14 protein-coding genes are annotated in these 13,454 nt (G+C 77.8%); 5 read left to right on the plus strand and 9 right to left on the minus strand.

Annotated elements, in window-relative coordinates; genetic code table 11:
• Positions 1-13 precede the first annotated feature (13 nt).
• Genes AC1VL8_RS02735 through AC1VL8_RS02750 form a run of 4 tightly spaced genes read right to left on the minus strand, consistent with a single transcriptional unit; the run spans position 14 to position 3,403 of the window.
• Positions 14-1,171 carry a GDSL-type esterase/lipase family protein gene (locus AC1VL8_RS02735; protein ID WP_483074038.1) on the minus strand — a complete coding sequence of 386 codons (1,158 nt, stop codon included), beginning with the start codon at positions 1,169-1,171 and terminating at the stop codon, positions 14-16.
• Positions 1,168-1,758 (minus strand): TetR/AcrR family transcriptional regulator, encoded by a 591-nt coding sequence (locus tag AC1VL8_RS02740; protein ID WP_389232062.1) that lies wholly within the window; start codon positions 1,756-1,758, stop codon positions 1,168-1,170. Before AC1VL8_RS02740 ends, AC1VL8_RS02735 begins: the two co-directional genes overlap by 4 nt.
• 45 nt (positions 1,759-1,803) lie before the next feature.
• Complete coding sequence (locus tag AC1VL8_RS02745; protein ID WP_389232065.1) at positions 1,804-2,364, minus strand: cysteine hydrolase family protein; 561 nt, start codon at positions 2,362-2,364, stop codon at positions 1,804-1,806.
• A gap of 16 nt (positions 2,365-2,380) precedes the next feature.
• Positions 2,381-3,403 carry a zinc-dependent alcohol dehydrogenase gene (locus AC1VL8_RS02750; protein ID WP_483074039.1) on the minus strand — a complete coding sequence of 341 codons (1,023 nt, stop codon included), beginning with the start codon at positions 3,401-3,403 and terminating at the stop codon, positions 2,381-2,383.
• Positions 3,404-3,489: 86 nt separating this feature from the next.
• Here AC1VL8_RS02750 and AC1VL8_RS02755 point away from each other — a divergent pair, with 86 nt between their 5' ends.
• Complete coding sequence (locus AC1VL8_RS02755) at positions 3,490-4,002, plus strand: MarR family winged helix-turn-helix transcriptional regulator (protein WP_389232071.1); 513 nt, start codon at positions 3,490-3,492, stop codon at positions 4,000-4,002.
• Here the strand turns inward: AC1VL8_RS02755 and AC1VL8_RS02760 are convergent.
• Positions 3,947-4,249, minus strand: a complete 303-nt coding sequence (locus AC1VL8_RS02760) for a hypothetical protein (protein WP_389232074.1) — start codon at positions 4,247-4,249, stop codon at positions 3,947-3,949. The two genes, AC1VL8_RS02755 and AC1VL8_RS02760, sit on opposite strands and share 56 nt — an antisense overlap.
• A 146-nt stretch (positions 4,250-4,395) precedes the next feature.
• On the opposite strand from AC1VL8_RS02760, the gene AC1VL8_RS02765 reads away from it, so the two are divergent.
• Positions 4,396-5,649 carry a glycosyltransferase family 4 protein gene (locus AC1VL8_RS02765; protein WP_483074040.1) on the plus strand — a complete coding sequence of 418 codons (1,254 nt, stop codon included), beginning with the start codon at positions 4,396-4,398 and terminating at the stop codon, positions 5,647-5,649.
• On the opposite strand, the gene AC1VL8_RS02770 is transcribed toward AC1VL8_RS02765, so the two are convergent.
• The 4 genes from AC1VL8_RS02770 to AC1VL8_RS02785 form a co-directional block, all read right to left on the minus strand.
• Positions 5,640-6,476 (minus strand): glycosyltransferase family 2 protein, encoded by an 837-nt coding sequence (locus tag AC1VL8_RS02770; protein ID WP_483074041.1) that lies wholly within the window; start codon positions 6,474-6,476, stop codon positions 5,640-5,642. The two genes, AC1VL8_RS02765 and AC1VL8_RS02770, sit on opposite strands and share 10 nt — an antisense overlap.
• Positions 6,473-7,525: a glycosyltransferase gene (locus tag AC1VL8_RS02775; protein ID WP_483074042.1), complete on the minus strand. Its 1,053-nt coding sequence runs from the start codon at positions 7,523-7,525 to the stop codon at positions 6,473-6,475. Before AC1VL8_RS02775 ends, AC1VL8_RS02770 begins: the two co-directional genes overlap by 4 nt.
• A complete protein-coding gene (locus AC1VL8_RS02780; RefSeq protein WP_483074043.1) occupies positions 7,522-8,292 on the minus strand; it encodes a glycosyltransferase in 771 nt (256 codons plus the stop codon). Before AC1VL8_RS02780 ends, AC1VL8_RS02775 begins: the two co-directional genes overlap by 4 nt.
• A 382-nt stretch (positions 8,293-8,674) precedes the next feature.
• Entirely contained in the window at positions 8,675-9,901 is a 1,227-nt protein-coding gene (locus AC1VL8_RS02785; RefSeq protein WP_483074044.1) for a hypothetical protein, read from the minus strand.
• Positions 9,902-9,933: 32 nt separating this feature from the next.
• Here AC1VL8_RS02785 and AC1VL8_RS02790 point away from each other — a divergent pair, with 32 nt between their 5' ends.
• From AC1VL8_RS02790 to AC1VL8_RS02800, 3 genes are all read left to right on the plus strand, one after another.
• Positions 9,934-11,031 (plus strand): hypothetical protein, encoded by a 1,098-nt coding sequence (locus AC1VL8_RS02790; RefSeq protein ID WP_483074045.1) that lies wholly within the window; start codon positions 9,934-9,936, stop codon positions 11,029-11,031.
• Positions 11,028-12,311, plus strand: a complete 1,284-nt coding sequence (locus tag AC1VL8_RS02795) for a glycosyltransferase family 2 protein (RefSeq protein ID WP_483074046.1) — start codon at positions 11,028-11,030, stop codon at positions 12,309-12,311. Before AC1VL8_RS02790 ends, AC1VL8_RS02795 begins: the two co-directional genes overlap by 4 nt.
• Positions 12,312-12,402: 91 nt before the next feature.
• Complete coding sequence (locus AC1VL8_RS02800) at positions 12,403-13,446, plus strand: NAD(P)-dependent alcohol dehydrogenase (RefSeq protein WP_483074047.1); 1,044 nt, start codon at positions 12,403-12,405, stop codon at positions 13,444-13,446.
• Positions 13,447-13,454: the final 8 nt, after the last annotated feature.

A 13,454-nucleotide genomic window follows, 5' to 3' on the forward strand; every position in this document is an offset into this window, starting at 1 on the left:
CCGCGGGGCGTCGTCAGCCCGCCGGCGTGCCCGCGAACGCCCCGCCGGCCCCGAAGGCCCAGCCCGCGAACCGCTCCCCGATCAGCCGGTGCGTCGCCGGGTCGGGGTGCAGCGCGTCGGGCAGCGGGTGCGTCTCGGCGTCCGCCGCGCCGTAGAGGTCCAGGCCGTCGAGCAGGTGCAGGTGCGGGTCGTCGGCCCGGCGCTCCACCAGGTCCGCCAGCGCCTCGCGGATCACGCGCAGCGTCAGGCGCCCGTGCGCGAGGTCGGCACCCTCGGCCGCGCCGAACCGGATCTGGTCGGTGCCGATCGACGCGGGGTCGATGACGCCGGGGCCGGGCGCGTCCTCGTGGATCCCGCAGAACAGCGGCGACACGAGCACCAGCGGGACGTCGGGGTGACCGTCGCGGATGGTGTCGAGGAACCCGTGCACCGCGGGCACGAAGGCGCGCAGCCGCATCGCGTCGAGGTTCACGACGTTGATGCCGACCTTGACGCTGATGAGGTCCGCGGGGGTGTCCCGGACGACCCGCGCCACGAACGGGTCGACGACCGCGCTGCCGCCGAACCCGAGGTTGCGCAGGTCCGCGCCGCCGAGCCGCGCGGCCACGGCGGGCCAGGTGCCGGCGGGGGTGGCGGCGTTGGACCCCTGGCTGATCGAGCTGCCGTAGTGCACCCACCGCGGGCGGGTCGACGCCACCGCGCGCACCGGGGCGTCCGCGCGCAGGCCGACGACCTCGACCTGCTCGTTGTGCGGGAGCCAGACCTCGAGGCGCTTCTCGCCCGCGGGCAGGTCGGCGAACGTCGCGGTGTGGGCCTCGCCCGGCACGAACGCGGTGGCGCCGGTGCGCAGGTCGACCTCGACCGCGTCGCCGCCGGTGAGGACGTCGGACGCCACGAGCACGCCGTCGACGACGAGGTCCAGCGCGCCGCGCGGCCGGTCGGCGCCGACGTAGGCGATGCGCTGCGGGTGCACGACGACCTCGAGGGTCCGGGCGGTGGTGGCGACCTCGAGCCGCACGCCGGCGGGCTGCACCTCCATCCCGAGCAGCTGGCCGTCGGGGAACTGCCGGCGCACCCACGCGGGCAGCCGGTGCGGGCGCAGGCCGCGGTCGGTGGTCTCGACCTCGGCGGCGCCGTGCAGCAGGTCGGGGGTGACGGGGGTGTCGATCATGCGGGGGTGTCCTTCGCGGGGAGGGCGGACCAGGTGCGGAGCAGCAGGTCGAGGGCGTCGACCGCGCGGTCCCAGGACTGCTCGGGGGCGGGTGCGCGGTGGTCGAGGCTGCCGATCTGCTCCAGGGTGACGAAGCCGTTGATCGTGGCGCCGAGCAGCCGGACGACGTGCACGCGCTCCGTGTCGGGGATCGCGTAGCCGCGCAGGACGGCGTCGGTGAGCGCGACGACGTCGACCGCGGCGGTCGAGGCGACGGCCGCGGGCCCGGCCCGGCGTTGCAGCGCGGCCCACCGCCCGGGGAACTCCCGGGCGTAGTCGCGGTACGAGTCGGCGTACCCGCGCAGGGCGTCCCGGCCGGACCGACCGGCGATGGCCGGGGCCATCCGGGCGGCGATCTCGGCCATCGCGAGCGCGGTGACGCCGTCGAGCAGGGCGCCGCGGTCGCGGACGTGCGCGTACAGGCTCGCGCTCTGCACGCCGAGCCGGCGGGCGACGGCCGAGACGGTGATCGCGTCGAAGCCGAGCTCGTCGGCGACCGCCGCGGCCTCGGCCACGACGACGGCAGGGGTGAGTCCGGCGCGGGTCATGCGTCACAACCTACACCCTGTAGGGAGAACCCTACGGGTGTTCGATCAGCCCGCGAGCGCCGCCAGCACCTCGTCGGTCGTCGCGGTCTCGCCGAGCACGGGCAGCACCCGGCCGGTCGTGTGCGCGTGCGCCTCGTCGCTGAAGTCCGTCATCGCGTCGACCACCGCGACCACGTGGAACCCGGCGTCGTACGCCGCCCGGGCGGTGGACTCGACGCCGAACGACGTGGCGAGGCCGACCAGCACCACCTGGGCGACGCCCCGGGCACGCAGGTCGTCGGCGAGGGTCGTGCCGCCGAACGCGCTCCAGCCGTGGTGCTCCGCCCGCAGGTCGCCGGGCTGCGGGTCGAGCTCCGGCACCAGCGCGAGCGCCGCGGCCGGCACCGGGGGGCGACCGCCGCCGACCTGGGTCCGACCCGGGGGCGGGGCGTCGAGCCGGGCGGCGGCGAGCACCACGGTTCGGCCACCGGCGCGGAACGCCGCCGCGAGCGCCGCGGAGCGCCGCACGACGTCGGCGGTCGGGCGCACGGTGGGGCCGGCGACGGTGGCGAGCTGGAGGTCGACGACGACGAGCGCCGCGCCGGGGTCGAGCGTGCTGAGTGCCATGCGGGGACCTCTCGGGTCAGGGGAGGACGACGACGACCTTCTCGGCCGCGCCGGGGGTGCTCGCCAGCCGCAGCGCCTCGTGGACCTGCTCGAACGGGACGCGGTGGCTGATGATCCGCTCGTACCGGCGCCAGTCCGCCACGATGTCCTGGGTGACCTCGAAGATCTCGGTCGGGTAGCCGCGGGACAGGCTGATGGTGATCTCGGTGCTGAGCAGCGCGCCGAGGTCGACGGGCACGGGCTGCTTGTGCACGCCGGCGACGCTGAGCCGCGCCCCGTGCTTGGCGAGGCGCTGCACGGACTCGATGACCGCGGGCGCGCCGGCGACGTCGAGGTACACGTCGGTGCCGGGCCGGTGGTCGCCTGGGCGCAGCGGTGCGTCGCCGTGGGCCTCGATCAGCCGGGCGGCGAGGTCCTCGCGGGCGGAGTCGACCACGGCGGACGCGCCGAGCTCGCGGGCCTTCTGGAGCCGCGAGGGGACGACGTCGACGACCACGACGTCGAGGCCGCGCCGGGTGAGGTCGATCAGCGCGCCGAGCCCGATGGGCCCGGCGCCGAAGACGACGGCCTTCTCCCCCGCGACCGGGTGCAGGCGGTTGACGGCGTGCTTGGCGACGGCCATCGGCTCGTTGAGCGCGGCGACCTCCCACGGCACCTCGTCGGGGACGACGGCGAGGCTGACGCCGACGACCACGTCCTCGATCAGCAGCAGGTCGGCGAGACCGCCGGTGGGGCCGCCGTTGCCGATGATGCCGCTGCGCGCGGCGGTGGGGTCGACGACGACGTGGTCGCCCACCCGCAGGCCCGTGACGCCGGCGCCGACCTCGACGACCTCGGCCGCGATCTCGTGGCCCAGGGGGGTGGCGCCCTCCCGGGGCGGGATGCCGCCGCGGTGGATGTAGAAGCCGTCGGAGCCGCACACGCCGCAGGCGCGCACGCGCAGCAGGGCGTCGGCGGGGCCGGCCGCGGGTCGGGGCGCGTCCAGGACCTCGGCCGTGCCGGGGGCGGTCACGACGACGGTGCGGATGGTCTCGGGCATCGGGCGGCCTCCACGGTGGTTCCAATTCGAACGACCTGGCCACGATAGCCCAGGGTCGTTCGGTTTCGAAGGACTAGCCTGGTGCGGTGACCACCCGCCGCCCGCTCGAGCAGCTCCGCACCGCGTTCGCCCTGCTGGACGCGAGCGCCCTGCTCCAGCAGGCCGCCGAACGCCACCTGCGCGCAGCCGGCGACCTCACCTACGTGCAGTTCCGGATCCTCGTGCGCCTCGACGCCACCGACCGCCCCGCGCTGCGGATGTCCGAGCTCGCCGACGGCGTGCTGCTGAGCCGCAGCGGCCTGACCTACCAGGTGACCGCGCTGGAGCGCCGGGGCCTGTGCACCCGCGCGGCGTCGCCCGACGACGACCGCGGCGTCGTCGCCACGATCACCGACGCCGGCCGCGCACTGGTGGACCGTCTGCTCCCCGCGCACGTCGAGGCGACCCGTGCCGCGATGCTCGGCGACCTGACGCCGGAGGAGGAGGCCGTGCTGCTCGGGGTGCTCGACCGCGCCGTGCGGGGCGTCAGCGCGGCCGGAGCCGTCAGCGCGGCGCGCGGGGCAGCGACCGCTCCGTCGGCTCCGCGAACTCGAGGGTGATCCGGAGGTAGCGCAGCTCGCGGGAGTCCATGATCCGGCCTGCGCCGGTGTAGTGGATGGACTCGCCGTCGATCAGCTCGAGCTGGGCCATCGGCGCGTCCACCAGCAGCGTCTCCGTGCTCGCGTCCTCGACCCGCAGGCTCGCCGCCGTCCCCTCGATGCGGACCGTGTGCCCCCGCAGGTCGACGGCGCGCAGCAGCGCACGGGACTCGCCGTCGCGCAGCAGGATCCGGGTCGGTCGCAGCACAGGGGGTCCCTTCGGGGCGGGGTCGGGCGGAGGGCACGACGACGGCGGGCGTGCGCCCTCGGTCCCCCGATCGGCAGGTCGGGGCCCCGCGATAGGGGACGGAGGTCCTGACCTGCGGGGACCGCCCAGCTCGGCGACCATGGGGCGTGCCCCACGACCAGTCACCCGACCCCGACGTGCCCGCCCCGCGCGGGCGGTGGCTCGTCGCCGTCACGGAGTACGCCGGACTCACCGGGTACACCGGCGGCATCGGACGGCACTACGCGTCGCTGCTGCCGGCGCTCGCCCGCGCGGGCGCCGCGGTCGACCTGCTGGTGCTCCCGGACGGTCCGCTGCCCGCGGTCGCCGACCTCGGCCCGGTGCACCTGCTGCCCGCGAGCCGCCCGTCCCGCGGACCCCGCCCGGTCGCGCTGCTGCGCCGGGCGCTGGCGGTGCGGCGCGCGTCCCGTGCGGCGTCCTACGACCGGGTGCTCCTGCCCGAGTGGGGCGCGCTCGGCGTCGCCCTGCCACGCCGGGCCCCGCTGCTGACCAACCTCGCGACGAGCACCCGCCTCACCACGGAGGTCTCCGGGTTCACGCTCCGCTCCTTCGGGCTGCGGGGCGCGCTGGTCACCGCCCTGCAGATCGCGCTGGAGGACCGGCAGGTCCGGAGGTCGGCGGGGCTCGTGCCGATCTCGCGGGCGATGCAGCGCTGGACCGAGGGCCGGTTCCGGGCGCTGCCACCGGCGCGGGTGGTCCGGAACTGCATCGACGTGGAGCGGGTCCGCGCGGCGGCCGAGGTCGCGCCGCTCCCGCCGGGCTGGCCGCCCGCGGACGGGCCGGTGGTGCTGTTCCTGGGCCGTCTGGAGCGCCGCAAGGGCGTGACGGACGCCTTCGCGGCGTTCGCCGACGTGGCCGAGCGCCACCCCACGGCCCGCCTGGTGCTCGCCGGCGCGAGCGGCGACCGGCGGTTCGAGCCCGACCGGCCCGCGCTGCTCGCCGCCCTGCCGCCGGGCGCGCGGGACCGGGTCACCTGGCTCGGGCACGTCGACGACGACACCCTCTACCGCGGCGTCCGCGAGGCCGCGGTGACGCTCTGCCCGTCGCGGTGGGAGGGATTCGGCAACGCGGCCCTGGAGGCGAAGGCCATCGGCAGCGCGGTGGTCGTGACGACCGGCAGCGGCTACGACGACTTCTGCACGGACGGCGTGGACTCCCGGATGGTCCCGCCCGCGGACCCGGCGGCGCTGGCCGCGGCGGTCGACGCGCTGCTCGCCGACCCCGCGACGGCCGCGGCGATCGGCACCCGGGCGCGCGCCGGGGCGGACGCGTACACCGCGGACGCGGTCGCGCCGGACGTCCTCGCCGCCGCGGACGCGCTGCTCGGCCCGGCCCGACGCGACGCCGCCCCTCAGGCCTGAGTCCGCCGCCAGGTCCGGCCGTCCCACCGGACCGCACCGTGCTCGGCGAACGCCCGCAACCAGCCCTCCATCGGCCAGCGCCCCCACCGGTCGGCGAACGTCGCGCCGTTGCGCAGGATGTCGTCGAGGTGCTGCCAGGGCGGGGAGCTCGTCGGGTGGTGCTGGTGGTAGGCGTGCGCGCCGCCGACCCACGCGAGCGGGACGCCAGCCGCGCGCAGCGACGCCGCGAAGTCGGTGTCCTCGCCGCCGTAGCCCTCGTAGCGCTCGCTGAACCGCGGACCGTCCCGCCACCGGTCCGCGGTGAGCGCGAACGACAGCGACCAGAACAGGTCGTACTCGTCGTCCCGGGCGGTCAGCACCGCGCCGTCGGGGGGTGCGGGGCGCGCGGGGTGCGGCCGGGTCGCGGCGACGAGCGCGGCCGGGTCGTCGACCACGGCGCCCGCGGGCAGGTAGGTGACCGGACCGCACAGCACCGCCGAGCCGTGGGTCGCGGCGGCGGCCTCGTACCGGTCGAGCAGGGCGGGCCCGGGCACGCAGTCGGCGTCGAGCAGCACGAGCAGGTCCGCACCCAGCCGCACCGCGTGGTCGGCGCCGGCGTTGCGCGCCGCGGCGAGGCGCAGCCCGTGCGGACCCGGCGGCACCCGGAGCACGGCGTCCGCGCCGAGGTCGGCCGGCGGCGGGTCGTCGCCCACCCAGACGACGACGGTGACCAGCCGCGGGACGGCGCGCAGGGCCGCGAGCTGGCGCCGCAGGTGCGCGACCCGCGGGCCGGAGCAGAGCGTCACGACCGCGCGGGCGGCGCCCGAGCCCGCGAGCGCGCCGGTCACCGCAGCCGTCCGCGGGCGACGTCCTCGATCGCCGCCGCGGCCCGCGCCGCGGCTCCGGCCGTCCGCCAGCGCGACCAGTCCGGGTCCAGCGCCGCCGCGCGGTCCAGCACCTCGGGCCAGCGCGCCGGGTCCGGCCAGGTCGGCTCCACCACGGCGAGCCCGGCGGCGTCGAGCGCGCGGGCGGTCGCCACCTGCTCGTCGAACGGCCGGGGCTGGGGCACGACCACGGCCCGGGCGCCGGCGACGGCCAGGTCCGCCACGGAGCCCTGGCCGGCCCAGGTCACGACGGTGCCCGCGCCGGTGAGCTCGTCCCACGGGTCGTCCGCCCACCGGCCCGCTCCCGCGCCCGGCACCCCGCCGGGCGAGCCGCCGGGCGAGCCGAGCAGGCTCCACGTGCGGCCGGGCGTCGCCCGCACCGCCGCGTCGACCTGCGCCCCGGTGACCTCCGTGCCCCCGCGTCCGGCCAGCAGCAGCACGCCCGACCGCGGGCCGGCGTCGGGCACCCGGCCCTCGAACCGGCTGATGCCGCCGGTGTGCACGACCTTGCGCGCCACGGCGTCCAGGTGCGGCGCGGGCACCAGGCCCGCGGGCCAGGGCGCGACGACGCGCACCGCGGCGCGCAGGGCCAGGGCGTGCGGCTCGTCGTCGCGGGTCCCGGGCTGGGCGACCACCACGGGCGGCACGCCGAGCAGCCGGGCGAGCAGCGTGACCTCGGCGGACACGTCGACGACGAACGCGGTCACCGGCCGGGCGGCCACCTCCGCGGCGATCCGCGCGAGCCGCGCGCGGTGCCCGGCGTGCCCGAGCGGCGCCCAGTGCAGCAGCCCGCTCGCGGTCGGGTCCGCGCGCGCGGGGTCGGGCCCGCCGGGGCGGAGGTCGTCGTCCCGGTCCAGCCGGACCCAGGTGCAGCCGTCCGGCAGGCCGGCGGGCTCGGGCAGCGTGCTGAGGCACAGCAGGTCGGCGTCCAGGTGCGGCGCGACCGCCCGCAGCCGGCCCAGGTGGCCGAGGCCGTGGTGGTGGACGTACCACGCGACGGTCGGCCGGGTCATGCCGTCAGCCCCGTGAGCCCGGTCAGCCCGGTCAGCCCGGTCGCCGTGGCGTACCGGTCGCCCACGAGCCCGTCGAACACCCGCTCGAGGGCGTCGAGCCGCGCGTCGAGCGAGAAGTGCCGGCGTGCCGCCGCCCGGACGCGGCCGCGCAGGTCGGGCTCGGCGGCGGTGCGGTCCAGCAGCCGCCGGGTCGCGGCCGCGAGCGCCCCGACGTCCCCGACGGGCGCGGTCCGCATCCCGGTGGCGACGCGGGCGATCTCCCGCACCCCGCCCGCCGCGAAGCTCGCGACGGGCGTCCCGCACATCAGCGCCTCCGGTCCGACCAGCCCGAACGGCTCCTCCCACACCGGCGTGGCCAGGGCGCACGCGCTGCGGCCGATCAGGTCGGCGAGGTCGGCCCGGCGGAGCAGGCCCACGTACCGGACGTCGTCGCCCAGGTGCGGCAGCACGTGCCGCTCCGCGTAGGCCTGGTCGCCGACCCGGCCGGCGATCGTCAGCGGGCGGCCGACCGCGCGGGCCACCTCGATCGCGAGGTGCGGCGCCTTCTCCGGGACGAGCCGACCGAACCAGACCAGCCCGTGCCCGCCGGGACCCGCGGGCCAGTCCAGCGGCGCGATGCCGTTGCCCAGCACCGTCGAGCGGACGCCCGCGCGCGCCCACGCCGCCCGGGTGTGCTCGCTGACCGCGAGGAACCGGCTCGTCCCGGCCGCGGCGCGGGCCGCGGCGACGAGCTCGGGCTCGGCGGGCGTGTGCAGGGTGGAGACCATCGGCACGCCGAGCCCGCGGACCGGAGCAGCGGCAGGCCGTGCAGGCAGTGGTTCGAGATCACGTCGTACCGGTACGGGGCGCGCGCGACGACGTCCAGCGCCCGGTCGAGCGCCGCGACGGACCTGGCCAGCGACCCCGAGGGGTAGCGGGAGTCGCTGGTCGGCGCGCCCGCGGGCCAGTCCAGCGTGGGCAGGACGAACTCGTCCGGCCCGGGGCCGAGCACGTCGGACCCGGCGACGGCGATCACCGTCACGTCGTGGCCGCGGTCCCGCAGACCCCGGACCTCGTTCCAGACCGCCGACTCCAGACCGCCCGCGTGCGGCTGGCGGATCGGGAACCGCAGCGGGGCGACGACGAGGACGCGCAGCGGCGCGGGGGCGCTCACCGGCGACGCCCGGCGACGAGCCGGCGGTACAGGTCGGCGTGGACCGCGCTCACCCGGGCGTCGTCGGCCCGTCGGCGGGCCCGGCGGACCCGGACCAGGTCGGCGCGCGCGGGGGTGCCGGGGCGGGTCGCCGTGCCGTGGTCGAGCAGCGCGGTCAACGCGACCGCGAGAGTGGCGCCGGGCCCGGCGGCGCCGCCGTCCGACCCGTCGCGCGCGAACGACGCCACGGACCCGTCGGGGTGCTGGTCGGCGTAGTGCCCGACCGCGGGCGCGGCGACCGGCACGCCGAGGTCCCAGCGGAGCTCGAGCCAGCCGGAGTGCGTCCCGTGCGCGTAGGGCAGCACGCAGGCGTCGAGCCGGGCCAGCGACGCGGCCAGCTCGGCGTCGTCGAGCCGGTCGTGCTCGACGAGCTCCACCCCGGGCGCCGCGGCGCAGACCGCCCGGACGGCGTCGCGCGCCGCGGCGTCCCGGACCTGCCGGTGCAGCCGCACCTCGGCGCGGGCCGGTCGGCCGGAGCGGGTCAGCGTCGCGACGGCCGCCGCGAGGGCCCGGGTCGCGCCGACCGCGTCGACGTTCGGCCGGAGGTCCTTGAGGTGCAGCCCGACGAGCACCGCGCGGTCGGGTGCCGGGGCCGCGTCCGGCTCGGCCCCGTCGGCGAGCAGCCGCGGGTGCGGCACCACGAGCGCCTCGCGCGACCAGCGCGCGCGGATCTCCGCCGCCGCGCCGTCGGTCAGCGTGAGCACCGCGTCCGCGCCGGGCACCAGGACGTCGAGCTGCGCCGCGTACGGCGCCTGGTCGGTCAGCTGCGGGTGGTCCAGGTCGTGCACGGTCAGCACGACCGGCCACCCGGCGGTCCGGGCCGCGTCGAGCGTGCGCGCCAGGTGCTCCGGGGTGAACGACTCCGTGCCGAAGTGCACGTGCAGCAGGTCCGCGTCCGCGGCGTGCGCGGCGACCCAGGCCGGGTCGAGCGCCACCGGCGGCCACCAGCGGCCGGGCTCCGCCCCCGCGGGCAGCGGGTCGGGCAGCACGGTGACGCCGGACGCGGCCGTCACGCGCGCGACGTAGGGGTGGGCCGCCGGGACCGCGACGACGCGCACCGCGGGCGTCGCGGGCGGCACGGGTGCCGGGTGGTCCTCGCCCAGGGTCGATGTCAGCAGGTGCGTCATCTCGTCCTTCGTCGGCCCGCGCGCCGACCGGTGCCGGCCGCTGGGCTCCAGCAGCACCGCGACGAGGGGGTAGGCGCAGTGTGGCGCTGTTGCCGACCTCCCGCGACTCCACGACGATGACCGCCGTGTCCCCCGCCGACCCGCCCGCCCTCCTGCTGACCGGTCCGGCGCGCCACGGCGTCGTCCGCTACGCCCGCGACGTGGCCGACCAGGTCCGGCTGCTCGACCCCGACGCCACGGTCGTGCAGGTCAGCGACCCGGCCGAGCTGGTCGGCGTCGCGGCGGGGTACCCGCGGGTGCACCTGCACGTGACCGACCGGCTGCTGGGTCGCGGGCCCGAGGAGGCGGCGGCGCTGGTCGAGCGGGTCGCGGACGTCACACGCCTGACCGTCACGCTGCACGACGTCCCGCAGCCGTCCGACGGGGTGGTGAACCTGCCGCGGCGGGTGTCCGGCTACGCCCGCGTCGCGGCTGCGGCGGCGGGCGTCGTGGTGAACAGCCGGCACGAGGCCCTGCTGCTGGTCGAGCACGACGTGGTGCCGGCCGACCGGGCGGTGGCGGTGATCCCGCTCGGCGCGTCCCCGGCGTCGGCCACGGCACCGGCCCCGGCCTCGGCGGCCCTCGGGGACGCGCACCCGGCCGCGCTGGTGGCGCTCGTGGCCGGCTACGTCTACCCCGGCAAGGGGCACGACGACGTGGTGCGGGCGGTCGCGGTGGCCGCGGACCGCCTGCGCGCCGCCGGGCACGCGCTCGCCGAGGTGGCGGTGGTCGCGGTCGGCGGCCCGTCCGCGGGCCACGAGCGCGACGTCGACGCGCTGCGGGCGGAGGCGGACCGCCGGGGCGTCGACCTGCGGGTCACGGGCAGCCTCGACGACGAGGCGTTCCGCGCCGCGCTGCGCGGCCCGGGGATCCCCGTCGCCGCGCACCAGCACCTGTCCGCGTCCCGCACGCTGCTGGACTGGGGCGAGCAGGGCCGCCGGCCCCTGGTCGTGGGCTCCCGGTACGCCCGCGAGATGGCGGCGCTGCGGCCCGGCACCCTCACCCCCTACGCGCCCGGGCTGCTGCCGGAGGCGCTGGTGCACGCCTGGCGGGACCCGGCGTCCACGGCCCTGCCTCCCGGCACGGACCTCGCGCCGACGCTCGCCGACGTCGCCGCGGCGTACCGGACCTGGTGGGCCGGCGCGTGAGCGGCCCCGGGCGCCGGACCGCTCCCGCCGGGGTGGCCCTGCCGGGGAACCGCTGGGACCTGCTCGACGGCGTCGTCCCGGACTCCCCGCCCCGCGTCACGGTGGTGGTCGCGCACTACGACCAGCAGGCGGAGCTGGACCGCACCCTGCACGCCCTGGCCCGGCAGGACCACCCGGCCGACCGCACCGAGGTGGTCGTCGTCGACGACGGCTCCCCGCGGCCCGCGCGGGTGCCCGACGGCGTCCGGCTGGTCCGGCAGGCGGACCGCGGCTTCCGGCTCGCCGCCGCCCGGAACCTCGGGGCGGCGCACGCCCGCGGCGACGTCCTCGTGTTCCTCGACGCCGACACCACCCCCGAGCCGGCGTACCTGCGCGAGCTCACCCGGCTCCCGGCGCTCGCCGCCGACGCCGTGACGGTGGGTCGCCGCCGGCACGCCGACCTCGCGGGCACCCCCGTCGACGACCCGGTGGAGCGGCTCGGCCCCGCGCACGCGCTGCCCGAGCCCGCGTGGCTGGTGGACGCGTACCGCCGCAGCCGGGACCTGCTGGACGCCGACGACCGCTCCTACCGGTACGTGATCGGCGCGACGATCGCGTGCACCCGGGCGTTCTTCGCGGAGACCGGTGGGTTCGACGAGGGGTTCACGTCCTACGGCGGCGAGGACTGGGAGTGGGCGTACCGGGCGTGGCTCGCCGGCGCCGTGCTCGCGCACGTCCCGGCCGCGGTGGCCTGGCACGACGGGCCCGACTGGTCGGGGCGGGGCGACGTGGCCTCGCGCGCGGCGAAGAACGCCGAGACGCTGCGGCTAGCCGACCTGGTGCCGGTCCCGGGCTCCCGGCCGCGCGGGCTGGCGCCGGCGCGGGCCGACGTGGTCGTGCGCGCGCCGGGACCGCCCGCGAGCGCCGCGCAGCGGTTCGTGGGCCTCGACTCGGTGTGCGCGGCGGTGCCCGGCGCGGTCGCGGTCGACCCGGACGGGCCCGACCCCGCGGACCCGCGGTTCGACCGGGTGCGCGTCGAGGTCGTCCTGGAGCAGCCGGTGCTGGTCCGCGGCGCCGCGGTGGCCGACGCCGTGGCGCGCGTCACGGCCGAGGGGCTGCGCGAGGTCGCGCTCCGCGACCCGGCCGGGGGGCTGCTGCTGCGGGTCGTGTCCCGGCGCGCGCGGGCGCGGTGCCGCAGGTGGGGGGACGACGCGCTGTTCCCGGCCGTCGCGGTGACGACGTCGGACGTGGTGGCCCTGCCGGACGAGCCCGACCTGGAGGCCTACCTCGGCGGGTGGTGAGACGAGGGGTGTACTGGCAGGGTCTGTCTGCGTGGTGGCCCGGCGTGCTCTGCTGGAGGCCACCCCCTCGCACCACACCGACTGGAGAACTGTGCTCACTGTCAAGGCCTACGCGGCCCCCTCGGCCACCGAGCCGCTCGTCCCCACCACCATCGAGCGGCGCGACGTCGGCCCCGCGGACGTGCTGATCGCCATCCGCTACGCGGGCGTCTGCCACTCCGACATCCACACCGTCCGCGGCGACTGGGGTCCCATCACGTACCCGCAGGTCGTCGGCCACGAGATCGTCGGCGAGGTCGTCGAGGTCGGCGCCGACGTCACGAAGCACCAGGTCGGCGACCGCGTCGGCGTGGGCTGCATGGTGAACTCGTGCCGCGAGTGCGAGAACTGCCTCGCCGGCATGGAGAACTACTGCCTGCGCGGCAACACGCAGACGTACGCCTCGGTCGACCGGGACGGCACCATCACCCAGGGCGGCTACTCGACCCACGTCGTGGTCGACCAGGACTTCGTCCTGCGCGTCCCGGAGGCGATCCCCTACGAGGCCGCGGCCCCGCTGCTGTGCGCCGGCATCACCACCTACTCGCCCCTCGCGCACTGGCACGCCGGTCCGGGCAAGAAGGTCGCGGTCGTCGGCATGGGCGGGCTCGGGCACATGGCCGTCAAGATCGCCGCCGCCCAGGGCGCCGAGGTGACCGTGCTGTCCCAGACGCTGTCCAAGCAGGAGGACGGCCTGCGGTTCGGCGCGCAGCACTACCACGCCACCAGCGACGCCTCGACGTTCGAGACGCTGGCGAACACGTTCGACCTCATCGTCAACACGGTGAGCGCGCCGATCGACCTGGGCGCCTACCTGCGGCTGCTCCGCCTCGACGGCACGCTGGTGTCCGTCGGCGCCCCGCCGGAGCCGCTGCCCGTGCAGGTGTTCACCCTGTTCGGCAACCGGCGCTCGTTCGCCGGGTCGAGCATCGGCTCGATCGCCGAGACCCAGGAGATGCTCGACTTCTGCGCCGAGCACGGCATCGCCCCCGAGGTCGAGGTCATCGCCGCCGACCAGGTCAACGACGCCTACGAGCGCGTGCTGCGCTCCGACGTCCGCTACCGGTTCGTGATCGACACCGCCACGCTGGCGTGATCCGCGGC

The sequence above is a fragment of the Cellulomonas sp. KU4C genome (assembly GCF_056868065.1).